Source organism: Kribbella sp. NBC_00709 (assembly GCF_036226565.1).
GTDB lineage: Bacteria > Actinomycetota > Actinomycetes > Propionibacteriales > Kribbellaceae > Kribbella.
Window position 1 is genome coordinate 3780691 of sequence record NZ_CP108996.1, and the last position, 20184, is coordinate 3800874.

At 65.9% G+C, this 20184-nt stretch carries 17 protein-coding genes and 1 tRNA gene; 11 read left to right on the plus strand and 7 right to left on the minus strand.

The genetic code is table 11. The features are described 5' to 3' along the window. Positions 1-7 precede the first annotated feature (7 nt). Positions 8-1009 carry a LacI family DNA-binding transcriptional regulator gene (locus tag OHA18_RS18625; RefSeq protein WP_329005387.1) on the plus strand — a complete coding sequence of 334 codons (1002 nt, stop codon included), beginning with the start codon at positions 8-10 and terminating at the stop codon, positions 1007-1009. Here OHA18_RS18625 and OHA18_RS18630 read toward each other — a convergent pair. From OHA18_RS18630 to OHA18_RS18640, 3 genes are all read right to left on the minus strand, one after another. Continuing rightward, entirely contained in the window at positions 1006-3564 is a 2559-nt protein-coding gene (locus tag OHA18_RS18630; RefSeq protein ID WP_329005388.1) for a glycosyl hydrolase, read from the minus strand. The two genes, OHA18_RS18625 and OHA18_RS18630, sit on opposite strands and share 4 nt — an antisense overlap. 109 nt (positions 3565-3673) lie before the next feature. Then, positions 3674-4642, minus strand: a complete 969-nt coding sequence (locus tag OHA18_RS18635; RefSeq protein ID WP_329005389.1) for an ArsR/SmtB family transcription factor — start codon at positions 4640-4642, stop codon at positions 3674-3676. A 48-nt stretch (positions 4643-4690) separates the two neighbouring features. Beyond that, positions 4691-4948 carry a hypothetical protein gene (locus OHA18_RS18640; RefSeq protein WP_329005390.1) on the minus strand — a complete coding sequence of 86 codons (258 nt, stop codon included), beginning with the start codon at positions 4946-4948 and terminating at the stop codon, positions 4691-4693. Positions 4949-5085: 137 nt separating this feature from the next. On the opposite strand from OHA18_RS18640, the gene OHA18_RS18645 reads away from it, so the two are divergent. Continuing rightward, positions 5086-5505, plus strand: coding sequence for a pyridoxamine 5'-phosphate oxidase family protein (locus tag OHA18_RS18645; RefSeq protein ID WP_329005391.1), 420 nt, complete (start codon positions 5086-5088; stop codon positions 5503-5505). A 31-nt stretch (positions 5506-5536) separates the two neighbouring features. After that, entirely contained in the window at positions 5537-6058 is a 522-nt protein-coding gene (locus OHA18_RS18650; protein WP_329005392.1) for a YceI family protein, read from the plus strand. A 20-nt stretch (positions 6059-6078) separates the two neighbouring features. Here the strand turns inward: OHA18_RS18650 and OHA18_RS18655 are convergent, their stop codons facing one another. After that, on the minus strand, positions 6079-6711 hold the full coding sequence (locus tag OHA18_RS18655) for a G5 domain-containing protein (RefSeq protein WP_329005393.1): 633 nt from the start codon (positions 6709-6711) through the stop codon (positions 6079-6081). 271 nt (positions 6712-6982) lie between these two features. Between OHA18_RS18655 and OHA18_RS18660 the strand changes: the two genes are divergently transcribed. From OHA18_RS18660 to OHA18_RS18670, 3 genes are all read left to right on the plus strand, one after another. Then, positions 6983-7058 (plus strand) — tRNA-Lys (locus OHA18_RS18660). Positions 7059-7300: 242 nt separating this feature from the next. Continuing rightward, positions 7301-8731, plus strand: coding sequence for a helix-turn-helix domain-containing protein (locus OHA18_RS18665; protein ID WP_329005394.1), 1431 nt, complete (start codon positions 7301-7303; stop codon positions 8729-8731). Between the two features lie 113 nt (positions 8732-8844). Then, entirely contained in the window at positions 8845-9021 is a 177-nt protein-coding gene (locus OHA18_RS18670) for a hypothetical protein (RefSeq protein WP_329005395.1), read from the plus strand. Positions 9022-9164: 143 nt separating this feature from the next. Here OHA18_RS18670 and OHA18_RS18675 read toward each other — a convergent pair whose 3' ends face one another. After that, on the minus strand, positions 9165-9503 hold the full coding sequence (locus tag OHA18_RS18675; protein ID WP_329005396.1) for a DUF3024 domain-containing protein: 339 nt from the start codon (positions 9501-9503) through the stop codon (positions 9165-9167). A 273-nt stretch (positions 9504-9776) separates the two neighbouring features. On the opposite strand from OHA18_RS18675, the gene OHA18_RS18680 reads away from it, so the two are divergent. After that, the gene (locus OHA18_RS18680; RefSeq protein ID WP_329005397.1) at positions 9777-10721 is read left to right on the plus strand and encodes a type IV toxin-antitoxin system AbiEi family antitoxin domain-containing protein; all 945 of its coding nucleotides are present in this window, start codon (positions 9777-9779) and stop codon (positions 10719-10721) included. Next, positions 10699-11559, plus strand: coding sequence for a nucleotidyl transferase AbiEii/AbiGii toxin family protein (locus tag OHA18_RS18685; RefSeq protein WP_329005398.1), 861 nt, complete (start codon positions 10699-10701; stop codon positions 11557-11559). The genes OHA18_RS18680 and OHA18_RS18685 overlap by 23 nt, the downstream gene beginning before the upstream one ends. A gap of 77 nt (positions 11560-11636) precedes the next feature. On the opposite strand, the gene mobF is transcribed toward OHA18_RS18685, so the two are convergent. Beyond that, a complete protein-coding gene (mobF, locus tag OHA18_RS18690; protein WP_329005399.1) occupies positions 11637-15248 on the minus strand; it encodes a MobF family relaxase in 3612 nt (1203 codons plus the stop codon). 414 nt (positions 15249-15662) lie between these two features. On the opposite strand from mobF, the gene OHA18_RS18695 reads away from it, so the two are divergent. Then, entirely contained in the window at positions 15663-16694 is a 1032-nt protein-coding gene (locus tag OHA18_RS18695; RefSeq protein ID WP_329005400.1) for an NAD-dependent epimerase/dehydratase family protein, read from the plus strand. Here OHA18_RS18695 and OHA18_RS18700 read toward each other — a convergent pair. Next, complete coding sequence (locus tag OHA18_RS18700) at positions 16680-17993, minus strand: hypothetical protein (RefSeq protein ID WP_329005401.1); 1314 nt, start codon at positions 17991-17993, stop codon at positions 16680-16682. The two genes, OHA18_RS18695 and OHA18_RS18700, sit on opposite strands and share 15 nt — an antisense overlap. A 709-nt stretch (positions 17994-18702) precedes the next feature. On the opposite strand from OHA18_RS18700, the gene OHA18_RS18705 reads away from it, so the two are divergent. Both OHA18_RS18705 and OHA18_RS18710 read left to right on the plus strand, forming a co-directional pair. Next, positions 18703-18954: a hypothetical protein gene (locus OHA18_RS18705; RefSeq protein WP_329005402.1), complete on the plus strand. Its 252-nt coding sequence runs from the start codon at positions 18703-18705 to the stop codon at positions 18952-18954. Positions 18955-19193: 239 nt separating this feature from the next. Next, positions 19194-20156: a class I SAM-dependent methyltransferase gene (locus OHA18_RS18710; RefSeq protein ID WP_329005403.1), complete on the plus strand. Its 963-nt coding sequence runs from the start codon at positions 19194-19196 to the stop codon at positions 20154-20156. Positions 20157-20184: the final 28 nt, after the last annotated feature.

Sequence of the window (20184 nt, forward strand, 5' to 3'; positions counted from 1 at the left end):
GAGCGTCTTGGCGAAGCGGGTTGCGATCTCGGACGTGGCCGCTCGGGCGGGAGTCAGTCCGACGACGGTTTCGCATGTGCTGTCCGGGCGGCGGCACGTGTCGGAGGTGACGCGGGCGCGGGTGCGGTCGGTGATGGACGAGCTGGGCTGGGAGCCGAACCAGCTCGCGCGCAGCCTGCGGATGCAGCGGACCCAGACGATCGCGCTGATCGTGCCCGACATCACGAACCCGTTCTACCCGTCGGTCGCGCGCGGGTTGCTCGACGTGGTCAGCGAGCCCGGGTACCAGGTGCTGATCGGCAACACCGACGGGTCGCCGTACGCCGAGAAGGACCTCGTCGCGCGGATGGTGACTCGCAGCGTCGACGCGATCGTGTTCGCCGGCTACTACAGCAAGGCGAGCGACGTCGCGGCCGCTGTCGAGGCGGGGATCCCGGTAGCGCTGATGGGCGGGCGGCGGGCGTCGGCCGGGATCGACGTACTGACGTCCGACGATCTCGCGGCGGGGGAGATCGCCACGCGGTACCTGATCGGCCGCGGCTATCACCGGATCGGCTTCATCACCGGCCCGTCCGGGGACGGACCACCCGCCGACCGGGTGAAGGGCTACCGCCGCGCGCTCACCTCGGCCGGGCTGCGGTTCAACAGCCGGCTGATCGTGCGCGAGGAGTTCTCCCGCGCCGGCGGTACGGCGGGTCTGCAGAAGCTGCTCGAGCTGCGGAAACCGCCCCGGGCGGTGCTGTGTACGAACGACATGGTCGCGATCGGCGCGCTCGACGTCGCCCGGGCACGCGGCCTTCGAGTACCCGACGACCTCGCCGTGATGGGCTTCGACGACATCGAGGCCGCCGCGCTGATCTCGCCGTCGTTGACCACGATCGCGGGCGATCCGCGCGAGCAGGGTCGCGCGGTCGGCCGTGTCCTGCTGGGCAGGCTGGCGGGGACGGCCGCCGGCCTGCCGCAGCGCATCCTGTTCGCGCCTTCCGTCGTACCGCGGGAATCCGCCTAGGGCGCGGTCACCGAGGTCACCGTCGAGCCCGAGATGTACGTCGGCCACACGCCGACCGTGACCGTGATCTGGCCGCTCGCGTTGGGTGTCTGCGTGCTGGTCAGGCCGTACAGGCTGGTGACCTGGACGGGTCCGGTCGCGTTGACCGTCACCGTCGTGTTCGCCCCGGATGCGGCCCAGATCGCGCGGAACGGCGTACCGTCGTTCGCCGCGTACACCTGATCGATCAGGCCGTTGCCCGGGTTCTCCTTGCCGAGGAACGTCGCGCCGCGGAGCTGACGGGCAGCGGTCGCGTAGGCGACGTACGACGGCTTGGGGGTGTACTTGCCGAGCGCGTCGGCCTCGTTGTGCACGAGCCCGAAGTTGTTCTCCGACGCGGCCGGATCGATGCCGTCGTTCTTGAAGTCGTACATGTAGAACCGGTCGACGTCATGCCCGGGGACGTTGAGCATCGCGCGCGCCATGTACGTCGCCTGGGTGGGCTCGTCGACCGGGACCGCGCTGCCGGAGCCGGTGTACCAACCGGCCTCGGTGATCCAGATCGGCTTGTCCACGCCGCCGTTGTACTGCCGGATCGTCGCCCGGACCTGGTCGATCGCGGCGCCGAGCCCCTCGGGCGCGTGGAGGAAGTTGTACGGGTGGATGGACACCACGTCGAGGTACTTCAGCCCGCCCAGCTGGCAGAACGTCTGGAACCAGGCCTGCTGCGTCACGTCCGTATCGCCGCCGGCGACGATGGTGACATCGGGATGGGTTGCCTTGAGCTTCGTGTACGTCGCCTTGAGGAGCGCGAGGTAGCTGTCGGGGGTCTTGTTCGCCGGACCGGCGGCGTTGTTGTCCCACTCGTTCCACACTGCGACGTTGTGGATCTGCGGGTACTGGTTCAGCAGAGCGTTCGCGTAGTTGGCGAACGCGGTTCGGCCGGCGTCGGTGTACGGCGCGTTGAAGAGCTGATCGGGGCAGTCGTAGAGGCAGTTGCCGTAGTCCGCGACGAGCAAGGGGTCGATGCCGTTGCTCTGGTAGGCCTGCAGGTAGTTGGTGACCTTCGCGGGGAAGGCGTACGTGCCGGCTGTCGTCTCGGCGCTGGCCCAATAGGCCTCGTCGCGGCCGGCCCGGGCTCCGGACTGCGCGAGCACTGGCGCCAGGTCCGTGCTCCACGATCCGCCGAAGTGGGTGCCCGCGCCCATCACGGATGCGGGCGTGGTCGCTGCGACCGCGTCGATGTTGACGGCGGCCGTCGTACCGCCGCCGATGATCAGGCTCTTGTCCAGGGTGAGCATGATCGCCTTCGCCGGGCCGTGCCAGACACCGTCGTCGGCGCCGCCGAAGTGCAGGTAGGCGGTGCCTCCGTCGAAGCGGGTGACGTTGAGCTGCTGCCAGGCCGTCGATCCGGACAGCGTGAGGCGTTGCTGGTGGACCTGTCCGGTCGCGTCGGTCATCCGGAGGCCGATGCCGGACAGTTGGCTGGTCTTCACCCAGAGGCTGAGCGCGGTCAGGTTGACCGGGACGAGATTGCGCTGGATGGCGACGTAGTTGCCGCCGCCGGTGAAGTCCCCGGAGAGCTTGGCGGATTGGGCACCGGCCTGCAGACTCGTGGTGTCGTAGGTGAGGCTGCCGGTCGCGCCGGCGAACTCGCTGCCGGGGTAGAACGACCAGCCTTCCGCCGCGCTCTCGTAGTCGCCGAGCGGTGTGGTCGGCTTGCTCGAGAGAGCGTTGAGCGTGAAGTCGTCGAGGCTCAGGCTGGTGCTCGTCGCGCCGGTGATCGCGCCTTTGTCGAGAACGATCTCGAGCCCCTTGGCGGGGCCGTGCCAGACGCCGTCGTTCGCGCCGCCGAAGTGGACGTACTGCTTGCCGCCGTCGAACCGGGTGACGCTCAACGGCTGCCAATCAGTTGCCCCTGACAACGTCACGCGCTGCTGGTGGACCTGGCCGGTGGAGTCGGTGATCCGGAACGTGAGGAAGGAAAGGTTCGAGGTCTTCGCCCAGAAGCTGACGCTGGATGCGTTGACCGATGGGAGGGTCCGGTTGACGCTGACGTACGCACCGCCGGCGCTGAAGTTTCCGGACAGCTTGCCGGAACTGGTGCCGGAGTGGTTGTCGGTGGTGTCGAGCGCGAAGCCCCCGGTGGCGCCGGGGAATTCGCTGCCTGGATAGTAGGTCCAGCCTTCCGCGGTGTTCTCGAAATCGCCGACCCGGTTGGTGGTGAGGCCCGCGACCGACGCCGTACTGAGCGGGCTGAGGATCGCGAAGGTCGTCTGGGCGGCCACCGTGCCTGCTTGGACGGTCAGCTTGTACCAGCCGCGGTTGGTGACCGAGACCTGCAGTGTGCTCGCGGTGGCCTGGCTGCCGGTCGCGACGACCGTGCCGTTGACGTCGGCTGCGGACCAGGTGACGGACGACGCGTCGGTGCTCAGACCGACCTTCACCGCCTGGCCGTCGGTGAACACGTTGCCAGGGGTGATGGGTGTGAGGGCGAGCGTCGCCGCGTGGGCAGGGGTGATGGTGCCTAGGCAGAGGAGGAGAACTCCGAGAACGATGGCAAGACTACGTCTCATGCCGACTCCTTGAATCAGGGCGGTGTAGGTGAGACGTCGGCTGCCACGACGCGATGCAAATCGATTTGTACTATCGCTGTGGGTGATCGCCGTGTCAACAGCTCAGCTTCTAGTCGAGGTCCGCGCCGGGTTCGGCGTCGGCCCCGGCACCTGTCAGTAGGGCCGCGAGTTCCGTTGGCCGGTACAGCACCTGCTTGCCGGTGCGTTGCGGCTCGACCAGGCCGGTACGGCGCAGCAGTTGGAGGTGCTGGCTCACGGCCGACGGCGTCACCTTCAGTTCGCCGGCGAGGTCGGTCGTGGTGCGCGGATGGGTCAGCAGTTCGAGGATGTGCGCTCGCGGCGTACCGATCAACTGGGCGAGATCCTGTTGCGACGGCGGCTCGACGACGGACCACAGGTTGGCCTGACCGCGAGGCGGATACCCCAGTATCGGTTCGGCTCCCGGGTCGAACGGGATCACCGCGTGCGGCCCGAAGAGGCTCGGCTGCAACACGAGCCCGCGTCCGTCGACGGCCTCGGTCCGGCTGTTCGCGGCGACTCGATCCACCTTCAGTAGGCCGTCCGCGTAACTGATCGCCGGGCCCAGTCCGTTGAGCATCGCGCCGGTCCCGTGCTGGGTGAGGACGTGCCCGCGATAGCTGATGTCGGCCGAGAGGAGGGTCCGCATCCGGTCCCAGTACGGCGCCATCATCGCTGCCCAGTACTGCCGCAGCGCCTCGACGACCTTGTCGATGGTCAGGTCGTCGGGGAGTTCACCGTGGACCGCGGCGAACTGCCGCTCGAACGTTTCGTGGTCCACGTCACCGATCAGCTGGAGCTCGTCGGCGAGCTGGGTGAGCGGGGACGTCGGCCGTGGCGTCAGGAAGTCCGGGCTGCCCATCGTGTCGTTGACCAGCCACCGCAGTACGTCCCAGTCCAGCTCCGCCACCCGAGGCTGCACCGCCCGAACCCACCCCAACTGCAACGGAAACCGCCCCGGCTCCCGCAAGGCCCGCATCGACAACACCATCTCCGCAACCGGCGAAACCGCGAACCGCACCTCCGCCAAGTCCCGCGAAGTCAGCTGGTAAGTCAGCACGCCAGTCCCTCCGTCGATGTAGCCCGATCCTAAATCGACGATCCCTGACTAGTGGTGTCCCGCTCCGTCATCCGACAACGATCCCGACCGCCGCTCACCGTGCCCACCCTTGTCGTCGCCGGGTTCGGTGATCCGGTGATTCTGCTGCCCGCCTTTGTCGTCGACCGACCAGGCTGCGGTGCCGATACCGGCCATCGCCCCGAGGACGATCACGCCGGCACCCGCCCAGGCGACGTACCGCCGCGACCGCCCTCCACCCGTCCGGACACTCTGCTGGTTCACGCTGTTCTGCTCATCAGTTGTCATGCCTAGATGCTCACCCGCCACACCGGGCGCCGACCATCGGACCTTGGTCGTACTACTCCTGGCCGACCGACCTCGTGTGCCAAGAACTGTCGGTGGGTAATGGCAGTGTCCATGTCGACGGCAGAAGTGGAGGAAACATGGGTTTTCGTACGATGAAGGACGACGAAGCAGCCGAGTTCCTGGCGCAGCCGTTGGTGGCCGTGCTGGCGATCGACGACCCGGGGTGGTCGCCGCATGTGACGCCGGTGTGGTTCCACCACCTGCCCGACAGCAACACGTTTCAGGTGATGACGCCGGCGAAATCGAAGAAGACCAGGCTGCACCGCACCGGCTCGGGCGAGTTGTCGCTCTCGGTTCAGACCGCTGACGGACCAACCGCGAAGTACCTCAATATGCAGGGCGTGGCCCGCCTCCTGCCGCTGAGCGACGACCTGCTGCACGCGATGGTGGAGAAGTACCTGCCGGCGGAGTTCCGCGCGGCGTACCTGGCCGACCCGCCGGAGGATTCCATGTTCGACATCACCCCGCGGCGCATCACCACGGGGGTCATCGGCTGACACTTCGACTCGCTGCCTCGTCGTTCCCGGTATGACGACTACGACGAGACTGAGCGAGCTCAACGGAGATTACGTGCTCGACACCGGGCGAACACGGATCGGATTCGTCGCGCGGCACCGGATGGCTACCCGGGTGCGCGGGCGGTTCGACGTGTTCGAGGGCGCCGTACACCTGGACGGTGACGACCCCGGCAGGTCGAGCGCGCAGCTCACGATCCGTGCCGACAGCATCGACACGGGCGATCGACGGCGCGATGCTCAACTCCGCAAGGACTTTCTCGGCGCGGCGGCGTACCCGATCATCACCTTCGTCTCGACGAAGGTCGCACAGGTCGACGAGACGAAGTTCGACGTCACGGGTGACCTGACGATGCGGGGCGTGACGCATCCTGTCACGGTTCCGTTCGAGCTCGTCGGCACGGCGGACGGCGTCGCTTTCGCCGCCAGGCTGACGATCGAGCGGGCCCAGTGGCAGGTCAACTGGAACGGCTTGACGTCGCTCCTGGTCAGCCCGACCGTCGTCCTCGACCTCGAGGTGTTCGCCACGCCTTAGTCTGCGGGCAAGTTTGCAGGCTAGTTTTCGCAGGCGATCCCGTCGTGGTCGGCGTCGAGGCGGTAGATGTCGTTGCCGATGACTTCGATCGGTCCGGCAACGTACTCCGGCCCGTTGCCGCTGCCACCCGAACAGTCGACGTCACTCGCAATCGGGACACAGCCCGAGTAGTTCGGGTCGCAACCGGACTGTTCCGGCTCGTCAACCTTGGTGCCGACCGCGGTGATCTGCGTACGCGGCTCCTTGGCAACCTCCTGCCGGAGCAGATGTTTCGCCGTCTGTACGCCGTTCACCAACGTCACGCGATAGGTCAGGCGACGCGTGCCGTTCACGCCCTTCGTCCGAACCGTCTTCTCACCCTTGGCCATCGAGTCATCCGTAACCGTCTTCTTCTTGAACGGAATAACCCGAACCTCGACAACTTCCTTGGACGTGGTCGTCGCCGCCTTCTTGGCCGGTGTGCTCGTCGTGGCCTTCGCGCTCGGTCCAGCGCTCGGCGTCGGCGTCGTTCCAGTCGTCGGCTCGCTCACCGTCGCCGAAGACTCCGGCGTGGCGCTGACCGTGAAACTAGCGATCGCAGCCGGCTGCTCCGCCGTACCCGAGTCCGCCCCACACCCGACAACAAGCCCACCCAGGACCACCACAACCGGCACCAGCGCAGCACGAATGCCTAACACAATTCCCCCCAACCCGCCGTCGGTTCCCCCCGCGGCAGGATTGTCAGCGCCCGGCCTCCCCGAGCAAGTTCCGATCTGTACCACCACCCCCAACCCAGCCGCGACCCCCAGCCCCCGATCCCCCCAAACCGCATCACTTCCGTGACCTACCCCGCAGTACCACCACTACCCACCGTCACCACCCACCGCCCACCCCACCCAAGCAATCCCAACCCAAACCTGACACACTGTTCCCCTCATCTAATGAGGGCCTCTAGCTCAACTGGCAGAGCAGCGGACTTTTAATCCGCGGGTTGTGGGTTCGAGTCCCACGGGGCCTACCAGTTTCCGCAGGTCAGGCGCAGATCGGCGCCTCGGCCGTGAAAGTCGTGTCTGCGCAAACTCTGCCAATACTCACAGTGGCCGATGCATGCCCGTCTGAGAGTGCTCGGCGGCTCCACGCACCCAACTGGCGGCGCGTTGCTGAGCGACGTATCGCATCGTGTCGCACTACTCCTGTTTCGTCCGATCCCCGGCCCGCCAAGACGTTGAGCTGCCACGTGCAGCTGGACTGTGGAGGGCCTAGATGAGCAGACCGCACCTTCCGATCGGAACGTGGGGCAACGTCCGATCCCGTGCGCAGAGGAAGGACGTCGAGGGCAAGGTGGTCTCCTGGCGCGCGTCCGCGTACTTCCGTGACCACGACGGACATACCCGCGAGGTCACCGCGTCCGCCAAGACCAAAGGCGCAGCCGAGCACCGCCTATTAACGAAGCTGCGAGACCGGGCAAAGGTCTCGCAGTACGGCGAGCTGAGCCCGACCGACAAGATCAACGACCTCATCGACCTCTGGATCGAGAAGTTAGAGGAACGCATCGAAGACGGCCGGCGATCACCGACGACGCTGACGACGTACCGCACGGCCATCAAGAACTACGTACGCCCTGCCCTCGGCGAACTCCTGATCGGTGAGGCAACCACGCCCCGCATCGACAGAGTGATCGGAACCATCAAGCGCAACGCCGGCCGCCCCACCGCGAAGACTTGCCGAGCGGTCATCTCCGGGATGATGCAACTCGCCGTCCGGTACGGCGCCCTGACCGTCAACCCGGTCCGCGAGGTCGAAGCAGTCGAGGCCCGTCCAAAGGACCCGCCTCGAGCGCTGACCACCGAAGAGATCGCCCTCCTGCGCCAACAGCTGACCACCGATGAAGCCGCCCGGCACGCCGACCTACCGGACCTCGTCGTCTTCATGCTCGGAACAGGCGTCCGAATCGGTGAGTCTCTCGCGGTTCTGTGGTCGCAGGTCGACCTAGAAGCTGGCACCGTCCAAATCACTCACACCGTTGTTCGCGTTCCAGGCCAAGGCCTGATCCGCAAGGCCCCGAAGTCCAGGGCAGGCGTACGTGCCCTACCCCTGCCCGACTGGGCCGTCACCATGCTCGGCCGCCGCCACGCAGCCGGCGTCCACCCCGACGAACCCATCTTCGCCGACTCCCTCAGAGGCTTCCGCGACCCGTCCAACGTCCGCCGAGCCCTCCGCCGCGCATTGTCCCCCGTAGCGAGCACCGCCCGCCGCGACCTAGGCGAGACCCTCCGATCCGCCCGCCTCCAAGCCGGCCTTACCCGGAAGCAGGTCGTCACGAAGCTCGGCTGGCCAAAGACCAGACTCGAGCTAATCGAGAACGGCCGCATCAAGCTCGACCGCGAACTCGTAGCCACGCTCGTCAAGATCTACCGCATAAACCTCGACGCGTCGCCCAGCCTGAGCGCCCAGGTAGACCAGGCAGCCCAACCCTCACCCTCAGACGCCCTGACCTGGATCCGCTCCCACACCTTCCGCAAAACCACAGCCACCGCCCTAGACCGCCGAGGCCAATCCGCCCGTCAAATAGCCGACCACCTAGGCCAAGCCCAAGTCTCCATAACCCAAGACGTCTACATGGGCCGCCGAATCCACAACCCCTCCGCCGCAACTGCCCTGGACGAAGAGTTCGCCGACCTCGACCTCTGGTGAGCGCGGAGCCGGCACCTCCCGCTTCGGGCGAGCGTGCACTCTGGTGAGTTTCTTGGATCGGTTGTCACAGACCGACCCATTTTCCTGCCTTCTACGGGTACCAGCCCGGGGCAGTGGGATCTCGGGCACGAATCCCGGAGACCACCGATGACGACGTCGGCCCGCGCTGCAAGGCGATGAAGACCCGCCGATCTGCCCGAGTCCCGCTTGAGAACGTGACCATGCTGTTCAACGCGCTCACCCCGCTCGTCCTGGCGCTCATCTCGCTGGCTGTGGCTGTCCTGCGCTGATCGCCCAGGTACGTGATCTGGTCTTGGGCTGGCCTGGTGCCTCGAGTGGACAGCTCCGCTCGGTCTCCGCGACACGCCCCGCGCAGGCATGCTGCGCCAAGCGGCTGAGGGATGCACGACCAACCAACTTGGCCGACCGCCGATCATCCCCAGAAGATGCTCGTGGGGTCGCGGTCGATCTCGGTCAGTAGGTCGTCGATACTCTGCGATGGGGCGAGTCTGTCGTAGGTGTGGAAGCGCTGGTGCCGGTCGGCCCAGTACAACGTCCACGACTTATGAGTGGCGTTGTAGCGCAAGCGAGCAATTGCGGAGCTGGTCCAATCCGCCTGGACGTCGTCGTTCCAGGGCGGGCGCCGTTCAACGATCGTTAGGTGGCGTGGAGCGACTTCGCACTCGATACGCAGTTGGTCGCGAGCCTGCTCCGGAACCCGTGCGGCGCACCATCGCTGCACGCGTGCAACATCCAGTTCGGACAGAGCCATTCAATTCACCAGTCGTCGGGCGGCCTGAGCTGTGCCGATCTTGTCAGCAGCTTTGCCGGTCGGGCGTGCGGAGCAGGCGGTAGATCGACTCATTCACCGAGTGTGCGCGCAGGTCGACGTCGCCGTACCTCAGACCCTACCGACCCACGGTCGGTCGGGTCTGGCCGATCGCCATACTGCGGTCTGGATACTTGAGAAGTGACGAATCCATCGCTTACTTTCTTTGAAAGTAACGTCTAGATGTTACTGTTGAAGCGTGTGGAGGTGAGAATGATGCGTGCGGTTGACGTGTTGGAGTCGCTGGAACTGGTTGGTTCCAGCCAGTGGGGACTGGTGACGACGGCCCAGGCCCACGAGGCAGGTGTGTCCAAGATGCACCTGTCCCGCCTTGCCGAGCGCGGAACTGTGCAGCGTGTTCGCCATGGCGTCTATGCACTCCCTTCCGCCGACACCGGACCATTGCAGGGTCTGCGCGCAGCCTGGCTAGCCACCGGCAGCCAGCCGGCAGGCAACCAGCCGCTGGCCGTGGTGTCTGGTGAGTCCGCGGCAGTCGTGTACGGCCTCGGCGATGTGCTGGCTTCCAGGTACGAGTTCAGTACGGCCGTACGTCGACAGACCACGCAGCCGGACATCCGGTATCTCAAGCGCGACCTACTGGACGGAGATGTCGCGTGGGTTGATGGGCTGCCGGTGACATCCGTCGCGCGCACTGTCAACGACCTGGCCACCGGCGGTACCGACTTCGACCACCTCGCTGCGGTGGTCCGCGATGCAGTCGCCACCACCGACGTCACGTCCGGTTCCCTCGTACAGGCGCTCGAGCCGGCGGCCGAGCGGTTCGGATCTCCGGACGGCAACGCCATGCTCGCGGCGTTCCTGAAGGCAGCTGGCTTCCGACCTGACACCGGGCTTCTGGAGTTGGCGGCCCCTGAGCTGCGGGAGAAGCTCCTCCGCGCACTCGCTCCCCAGTTCGAAGACATCGTCAGCCGGGCCGTTGACGAGCAACTTCGCCAATTGGGGCAAAGGATCGACTACACCTCGGCGACTCAACACCTAGTCAATGCAGCGCGCCCTGACGGAACACGAGATGCCGCACGCCGGCAGGACAGGAAGATCGACGATGGCGGAGCCGCTGACTCAGCTGGAAGCGAACCGGTTGCGACAGTCCTTGGGGGCCAAGCTGGCCAGCGAGGCCATGAGCCGCGGCGTCGCGGCTGACCCGATCCGCAAGCAGTACATCTTCACGATCTTCCTCAGCCGCATCTTTCAGGACTCCGACGCCCCGTGGGTGCTGCTGGGCGGCAACGCGCTACTGATCCGAACCGGAGGCGGCCGATTCACTCAGGATCTCGATCTCGCTCGCGAGACGCCGTGGACCAGTACCCAAGATGCGTTGTCAGAACTGCGGCAGCTGTCCAGTCGTCCGTATCACGGCGACCCGTTCGAGTTCGAGCTGTACTCAATGACCATCCAGCGGGAGGCCGACCCCTACGGTTATGGCACCAAAACCGCCAAGGTGAAGGCGCGGGCCTTGCTGGGCGGTCGAGAGTTCGAGTCCTTCAGCATCGATCTCACGACCCGGCGACACGTCGATGCCCCGGTCGACCAGGTGCCACTCAAACCGATCATCGACCACGAGACCCTGCAAGACCTGCCCTCTGTCCCCACCACCCCGATCGAACACCACCTCGCCGACAAGATCTGCGCGCTGTACGAACGGCACGGGCCGGACGGTAACGAAGCATCGACCCGCTACCGCGACCTGGCCGACATTGTCCGGATCGTTGCAGCGATCCCGCTCGACGCCGCCCGGCTCACCACGGTCCTCGGGCGGGAAGCCGGCCGCCGCCAGTTGACGCTGCCGAACAAGGTGCATGCGCCGAGCGAGGACTGGGGCGTCGGCTTCCCCCGGTCCGCCGCCGGGTTCGCTGAGTACCCGCGTGAATACTGGGACCTGAACGCTGCACTGACCTTCTGCAGCACCTGCCTGGACGAGATCCTGAACGCCGAGCGAACCACTGGCACCTGGGATCCAACCCGCCTCTCCTGGCAGTAGGACTGCGGGGGCAAGACCGCACCGGTGCGCTCCTAAGGGGCAAGGTCCTTCTTCGGTGCCTGTCCTGCTCATGACTGTCAGCCGGGCTGCGTTGGGGTGGCGGATTCTGGTGCCATCGCCGAGGGATCTGTGTGGTTTGTCGGTCGTTCGGAGGCGCCTGATGAGCAGGCCCTGAGCAGGCTCAGGAGCCGGGAGTGTTGACGGCATCGCACGGCTGCCTTCTCTGGCGGTGCGTCTCCGAGGATCGAAGGCACATGGATCTGGTAGCGCTCTCTGTAGGCGGCGATCTCGCGGACAAGCTCGGCGAGATCCTGGTCCGGTGGGTTGCTGGCGTCTCGATGCAGTTCTCGGTACCAGGCAGGCTGCTCGGCTGAGGCTTTGCTGGCCAGCCAATCGGCGCGTTGTCCAATCTGGGATTCGAGCTCGCGGAGCGGGGCGATCAAGGTCGGGTCGCTGACGTGCGTTGCTGGGCTTACTAGGCCGGCGACCGTAGTCAGGTGTTCGCCTCGGCGCCGGAGGGCTCTGGAAACCAGGCGATCGACCCTGGCATGGAGGACAGCTGCGAGGTCGTTGGCATTCGTCAGAGGCGATTGGTTGACCGCGCGATGGAGAATCTTGGTGACGTTGATGCTGGCGCTCTCGGCGCGGCGGAGCTCGGCGATCAGTGCGCCGTAGGCGGGGGACGCCTGGAGTGCCGCTTGGTCGGCTGGGTCGAGTCCGGAGGCGTCGATGGCCTCCTTGTAGCGGATCTTGGCGTCGAGTTGGCAGAGGTGTTCGTGGATGGGAACAAGGCGGTCGAGGCGGGTGGCGTTGTCGAGTTCTTGGCGGAGTACTTCGTGGGCGGATTGCTCGACGCCGGGGTCGTTGAGGACGGCTTCGAGGACGTCCTGCATGGTCTGTTCGAGGTGCGGCTCGTGGAGATCCGAGGAGGCCTGGTGCGTGGCTACGTACGCCAGGTTGGTGTCGCGGCCGCGGGTCATGCCGACGTACGTCAGGGCTCGGGTGAGTTGCTCGGTGACGAGGAGGTGGGCGGTGTCGACGGTGGCGCCTTGGGCACGGTGGGCGGTGGTGGCGTAAGCGAGGTCGACGGATTCCTGGACGTATGCGCTGGGCAGGGTGACCGTGTCCTCGGCACGGTTTTGGACGGTGAGGGAACCGTCAGGCCAGCGGTGGATGACCGTCCAGTGGTCGCCGTTCTTCACGAACTGGCGCTGACCGTAGGGGAGACGGCGGTTGTTGAGTCGGGTGACGATGTGGTCGCCGAGGCCGACGTGGTTGCCGTTGTGGAGTTCGATGCCGCCGGGTTCGACTTCGCCGCTGGTGACGCGGTCGAGGCGGGCCCGGGCGTTGAACCGTGCAACCGTGGTGTTGTCGGCGGCGATCAGGAGGCTGGTCTTGCCGCTGTTGGTGTCGGCGAGCCAGGCCTTGTAGGCGGCCTCTTCCATTTCGTCTGATGAGCCGGCGGTGAGTCGCTCGTGATTGTCATAGGCATCGATGGCGCTCAGTTCGCCGCGACGCAGCGCGAGGCTGGCGTCGCGCTCCCACGGGTTCGTGAAGCGCCAGACATCGGTGAGCTCGGCTGCCTCGGTGTCTTTGGCGATGAGCCGGAACGCGCCGCCGGTGTCGACGGCGGACAGTTGTGCGTCATCACCGACGAGCAGGATCTTCGCACCAGCCGCATTGGCAGCGCGAGCAAGAGTGGCGAGTTCCACGGTGCTGGCCATGGAGGCTTCGTCGATGATGACGAGCTGGTTCTCGTGGAACGTCCACCGATCGCGCTGGGCTCTGAGGGCTGCAAGCTGAACGATGAGTCGTTGATGGCGGAGACGGCGTTGTGTGCGGTGGGCGAGCTCGGCGGCGTGTTCGGTTTGCAGGATCTGTTCGCGGCGTTGTTCGGCGCCGAGACCGGCCGATTCGTAGATCCATTTGGCGATGTTCTCGGTGGGAGCACCGATGGCATCAGACAGGATGGTTGAGGCGGCTGAGGATGGTGCGAGGGCGATGATCGATCCGTCGCCGTACCTGGCTTCCCAGCTGGCGGTGAGTGCGGACAAGAGGCTGGTCTTGCCGGCGCCTGCAGGTCCGATCAGGGCCTCGAGTTTCTGGCCGCTGGTCGCGATTCGGAGGAGCGCGTCGGCCTTGTCGGCGCTGAGACCGGTGGTGTTGGTCGATGCTGGTGCGATGGTGGGTCCGCTGGCGTCGCGGGCAAGGTCGAGGAGGACTGCTTCGGCGCCGAGGATGACGGGTGAGGTGTAGATCTGGCCGTTGTGGATGGTGAACACGTTCTCGCCGCTGGCGCGGGTGACGGGGATGGTGACCAGGTCTGGGGCGTTGAGGCTGATCGAGTGCTGCTCGGCGCGTTCGACGATCGCTTGCAGCGTGGTGAACCGGTCGCTGGTCGACAGGAAGCGGAGCAGTCGGGTCTGGCGTGCGGCCTCGGCGAGCAGGTTCCAGCGTGTCCAGGTGGCGCGTTTGGTTTGCAGCGTTAGGACAGTTGCGGCGCCGTACGCGTCGACCGTTTCTGGGCTCAGGTCTGCCGCAGCCAGCGGACGCTCGCCGGCCGTGTTCAGGGATCGTCGGATGGCGGCGACGGCGTCGTACCCGATGGCTTGGTCGGCGCGCTTTCGCCACTGCGCCATCAGCGTTGCGAGAGGTTGTGCGAGGTGCTTGGACGGGCGGTTCATGAGGGTCGCCTGCTGCCGTAGGGCATACATTTCGCGGGCGTCGGGTGGGTGGATCTGTTCGCTGCGGTCGTCGAGAAGTGCGTTCAGATTGGCCTCGATCTGTGCGGTTCTGGCCGAGAATTCGCGGATCAGGTCGTCGGGAATCGCGTCGATCTCGAACGCCGGATTCCGTCTGGAACCGCGTTCGCGCAGTTCCCAGTTCACGCCGAGACGCCGGGTGAGGTGGTCGGCGAGAAGCACGTTGTGGATCTCCGACATCGCCACCGCGGCCCGGTACAGCACGCGCCCATCGAGAGTTCGCCATGCGCCGTCCGGGCCTTGGACGCGGTTCGCGACCACCACGTGAGTGTGCAGTTGCGGGTCGCCGCTGCGGCTGTCCCAGTGATCGAACGCGGTCGCGATGACTCCGCGGGTATCCAGTTGCGCGATGCCACCATCGCCGCTCCTGGTAAACGCCGCGTGCTCCTCGATCAGCGTCAGCACATCCGCGATCGCGTCATGATGGGCGGCGACGATCTGCTCCTGAGTGCCAACATCGGTCGTTGCCCACAGCGCCGATACTGACTTGACCGGAGAGAACGTGAAGTCGAAACCGGCAACCGCCTGACGGGACTTCTTCCGCATCTCCTCCCGCCGAATCCGTGCCACCGCGTGCACGCGCTCGGCATCCGACAGTGCCGGGTGGAGGTCACGGATCCGCTCCTGGATGCGCTCCTCCGGGCTCTTGAAAACGCGATACGGCTCGCCGAGCATCCGGCCGGTGAGCGGATCTTCCGCACGGCCAAACAGCGCAGCCATGTGAAGCTCGGTCACCTCGCTTCCGGGCACCAACGCGCCGTCGCCCAGGCCGCGAAGTCCCTGTCCCAACCAGCGGCCGGGAGGGTATCCCGACGCCGTGTAGTACGCCGTCAGCGGTGTGACCATCCGCCGATCAATGTCCCCGGCGGCGACATGCCGAAGCAGGTACTGGTACCCCTCTCCGGCGTTCAAACGGTGGATACTCATCACAGTTGACCGCCCGGAATTTGGCGGGTGCGTGCGTTCACCAGCTCGCTCATGCAAGCTCAACGGCTGAGCGGCCAAGGGACCGATCGGCGCGGCACTTGGCGTGGACCGCCTGACATGCAAGAGGTGTGATCGGCTCGAGGCTGTCGTTTCACGGCCAGCGACGCTCATCGACCCGCGGCGATGTTGCTGCGCTCGGAGCCAGCGCCTCCACCTATTCATGCGGACCTGACGAGTGACCGCAACCCATCCGCAGGACGAGCGGCGGTCGACGGCTGGGAACGCGCTGCACGTCAGCGTCGTGATTTGCGCCGTCTTCCAGGCGATCGCGGATCTTGAGCCGAGCGAGGTAGCGAAGGAAACGCAACTCCGTGAGGTCAGCCCCTGTACGCCGTCAGAGGGCAAGATTGCCTCATGCGACTTCTTATCCTCGGTGGCAGCTGGTTCCTGGGGCGAACGCTGATCGTCGATGCGTTGGCTCGGGGGTGGGAGGTCACAGCCTTCACGCGTGGCAAGAATGGTCAGCCGCCAGCTGGCGCGACGCACGTTCGCGGCGATCGTCGGAACGACGCAGACCTCCAGCGCTTGGCCGAGTCCGGCCCATGGGACGCGTTAATCGACACCAGCGCGTATGAACCTACCGACGTCGCTCGGGTGACGGCGTCGCTCGGCAAGCACACCGAGCAGTATGTGCTGATCTCGACCGTGAGCGCCTACCGCGATTGGCCCGCGGTTTCCGTCAACGAGGATTCGGCGCTCTGGCCATCGTCGCCGACATACACCGAAGATTCCCCCGAACTAGCCGACCTCACGATCGGCGGTCAGTACGGCACGCTCAAGGCGGGCTGCGAGACGGCGGTGATGGAGGGAGTTATACGCAGCTTGATCGTGCGGCCGGGAGTCATCCTGGGGCCAGGTGAGTACGTCGGCCGCGGACTCAAGCTGCTAGCACGAGCTGCACGCGGTGGTCGGTGGCTACTCCCTGCGCCACCTGAGCAGACCATTCAGCCAGTCGACGTACGCGACGTGTCAACGTTCCTCCTCGACTCCGTCGAGGCGAAACGGGACGGCGTCTTCAACCTCGTCGCCCCGATCGGCCACTCGACGTACGGCGCCCTGATCGACGTCTGCCTGGCATTGACCGGACGCCGTGCTCAACCGGTATGGGTGGATCCCAGGTGGCTGGATGAGCAGAGTGTTCGGCAGTGGACTGAGATCCCGCTATGGCGCATCTCTGAAGGCACCTGGCATGTGGACGGCCGGCGGGCCGCTGCGGCGGGATTCGTCTGCAGGCCACTGCGCGACACCCTGTACGACTTCAAAGAGGCGCTTGACCGCGACGGGCTCGTCGACCACCCACGGCAAGGCCAGCTCGGGATGCGCCCCGACCGGGAGGCTGAACTCCTCGCCGCTTGGGATGACGCCCAGTCGTCAAGCGCTCGGTAGCGCCAGTCGCGAGACTGCCTCGGAGTTGAAAATCTCGATCTGATCGCGCAAGTCCACAGCCTCTGCGGAGTCGCGCCAATCGCGACTGGTGAGCCGGTGAGACAACTGCTCCATTCGTCCAGTCACACCATGACGGCGGCTTGGCGCTGGGATCGTCCAGACGGACTCCAGCGCGTTCACGCTGGCGTCAAGGCGGCCGGCCAGGAGCTCCGCAGTTGCCAGGTCGACCTGCGCCCGTGCAGGTGCCAATCCACCCAGCGGGTCCTCTGGCACCAGGGCAATGGCGTCCTGAATGCGAGTCACCGCCGGTTTCCCTTGACCCACGGTCAGCAAAGCCGTTCCAGCGCACGCCGAATGGCGGCTCTGACCCCAGCCGAACTCGCCACCGGCAGCGCTATAAAGTTCGCTGTCCTGCGATTGCCCCATCTCTATGTCGGCCAGGCGCAGGGATTCCTTAACCTGGTCCGGCCGCCCTAGCTCGGCCCATGCCCGTGCCTCAATTGCCCTGAGTCTCGCAGTTGAGGCACCGGCCGGGGCAGCATCGATGCTGCTGGCGATCAGGTCGACCGCTCGCCGACTCTGACCACGCCAGTTGGCGATGACAGCCTGCGTTCCGCGGGACCACGCCTCGAGGTGCGCATCACCAATCAGCTCGGCGTAGGTACGTGCTGAGCGGGCCTGTTCCTCGGCGGCGTCCCAACGCGCCAGGTCGAACGACACGACTGACAGCAGTCCACAGGCTTGTCCTGCCACCTGATAGAGCTGGCTGGTTTGCGCAGGTCGTCTCGTCTTGTCGAGCAACAGGTAAGCCACGTTGCGGATGTGGCGGGCTTCGGTGAGCAACTGCAACGGCGGTTTGGTCTGGTAACCGCGGGCTAGTTCAAGAACTGACTCCTGGAGCAACGAAATGTCGTCCGAGTCAACGGTGCCGGCGATTCGGGCTGCGTGCTCAAAACTCTCGTGGGCGGCCATAACTGCCGCTGCCTCCAACGATTCGACGTCAACGGACAGGCCAGGCGCGGCCGTTCCGTTGCGAAGCTCGAACTCTGCCAACTCATGCGGCAAGCCGAGCAAGACCTCGAAACGGTGACCCCAGAACGCTTCGGCCACGCGCTGTGCGACTGCTCTCGCCTGACCGACGTCGCCGCGCATCCACCGCGCCAACTGGCGCGGCGACAACGTCGCCGACTCCTTCATCTGCTGTGCTCTGATCTCGAACTCTCGGCACGTCTCCTCGACCGTCCAGGGGCCTTCGTGGACGATCTGCTCTAACAGCGTTCTGTACTGCGCCGTAGCCACGCATTCACCGTACGTCAGGCCAATGGGTCGCAAGCGGGTTCCGCGCGTCGATGGCAGCCGAACGTCCGACAGATGGCAGGCAGACGTCATGCCCTGGCCTCTGGCTTTTTGGCGTCAGATGCGCCTCTGCCGCCGTTTCGGCCCCCCCAATGGCAATCAGATGGCAGCCGAGTGTCCGATGTCGTTCATGGTGACGGCAGACCGATCGGCGGGACGCTTCTCGTCACCGAAAGTGCTAACCGCGACGAGGGGGTGACGTTACGTGATATCGGAAAATGTGGTCTCTCTGGCTGCTGGCGGCTCTGCTCTACGTCTTCATGATCCGAGACATCATCCGGGAGGTGAGGGGCGAATGACCGTCACTCGGCTGCCACCGCCGACTGACCGCCGCGTCCGAGTCTGGTTCGGTGAGCACGTCATCGCGGACTACACCGCCGAGCCGGCGGAAGCGATCCGGTACCAAGCGTGCATGACTCGGCGGTTCGCCAGTCTTCGCATCACGATTGAATCGGTACCTGCGGCGGCGGATGAAGATGCTACCGACTCGTGAACGGCCAGCACCGCCGCGGCTGGTGGTCCCGGCTCTGGGAACGCATCCTCGCGACATTCCGCCACTGGATGGACGAGTGAGGGCGACCGACTACACCCGGCCATTGCTCGTTGGATATGCGCGGAGGATCTGTACCTTTCGGATCGGCATGTGAGCGCCATGAGGCGAGAGCTCGCAGGGTTCGCTCAGCTCGAGGGCTTCGTCATGGGATCGGTCTATCTCGAAGGCCCCGACACCGCACCGGCCGCATTCGAGGCGCTGGTGACGTCGGTCAACCGCTACGAGATAACGACAGTGGTCGTGCCAGAGTGGCGACACCTGGCGCTGGTTGGCGATCCGTCTGCGGTACGCGTGCAGTTCGAGCGAACCGCTGGGGCTCGCTTTTTGTTGCACGACGTGCCACCCCCATGAACTGGCGGGGCCGGTGGGGGGAGTCCTCGTCAGTCCCCTCGCTGGGTGATCACGCGCTCCGCCGGCTCCGCCTGTCAACGGTCCCTGTTCGAGTCGCCTCCCCGAGTCCCCTGTTAACCCCTGACTCGGGCAGGGACCTCTACAACCGGCTGGCACGGGACGCGGAAGCGAGTCCGTTCCGTGTCAGCCGCTCAAGCACCGAGGCGCGGACGGTGTCTCGGTTCCGGTCGGCTGAGTGGTTGGGGCGTACGCGCTCGGGCGAGCAGCCACTCAGCCGCCGCAGTTCAAGACCAGCGGGCGGGCGCACAGCCTGCAGAGCGGACGCCCGCCCGCTGTTCCACCTCGACGATAGGAGTGCAGTGGATACGCCTGTAATCCCGCTGGATCGGCCGACCGTCGATCCGGCGATCGAAACGCACTACTCAAGCCGTTGGGACGAGGCTGTTCGGCTGAGCTCGACCGTAAAGGGTCGCTTAGAACAGGCCCGGCTCTACGACTTCCTGGGCCAGTGGTTCCCGCCGCCTCCGGCTCGTGTGGCCGACATTGGCGGTGGTCCTGGTGTGCACGCCGGCTGGCTCCGCGACCAAGGGCACGACGTCGTACTACTCGACCCAGTCCAGCGTCACGTCGACCAAGCCAACGCGGAAGGCATCACCGCCGAACTCGGCGACGGCCGCCGACTCCCATGGTCGAACCAGTCGTTCGACGCAGTACTGATGGCAGGACCGCTCTACCACTTGCCGGAGGCAAGCGACCGTCGCCTGGCACTTCGCGAGGCATTGCGGGTGTTGCGCCCCGGTGGCGTGCTAGCTGCGGTAGCGATCAACCGAGCAGCGAACCTGATTGGCTCCGCACTCGCCAACACGCTCCTGACGCGTCACGGCATCGTGCGCGAAATCCTGGAGACCGGCCACAGCGCCGACAACGAGCGGATGGCGCACTGTTATTACCACCGCGAAAGCGAGCTACGCAGCGAACTCATCGGCGCCGGACTGCGGCCGGTCAACATCTTCGGTCTCACCGGTCCGGGTGGCTGGCTGACGGTCATGATCGACGCCCACTTCAAGAACCAGCGCTACACCAACAAGCTGGCCGAGCACGACCCGCTCGACACGGCGCTGGAGTGCTCGCGGTTGGCCGATCGGATGCCCGAGCTGGTGGCGGCTAGTTCGCTGTTTCTGGCCGTTGCTCAGAAGGGCTGAGCCGTGGTGTCGTGCTGCACGGTTGGCG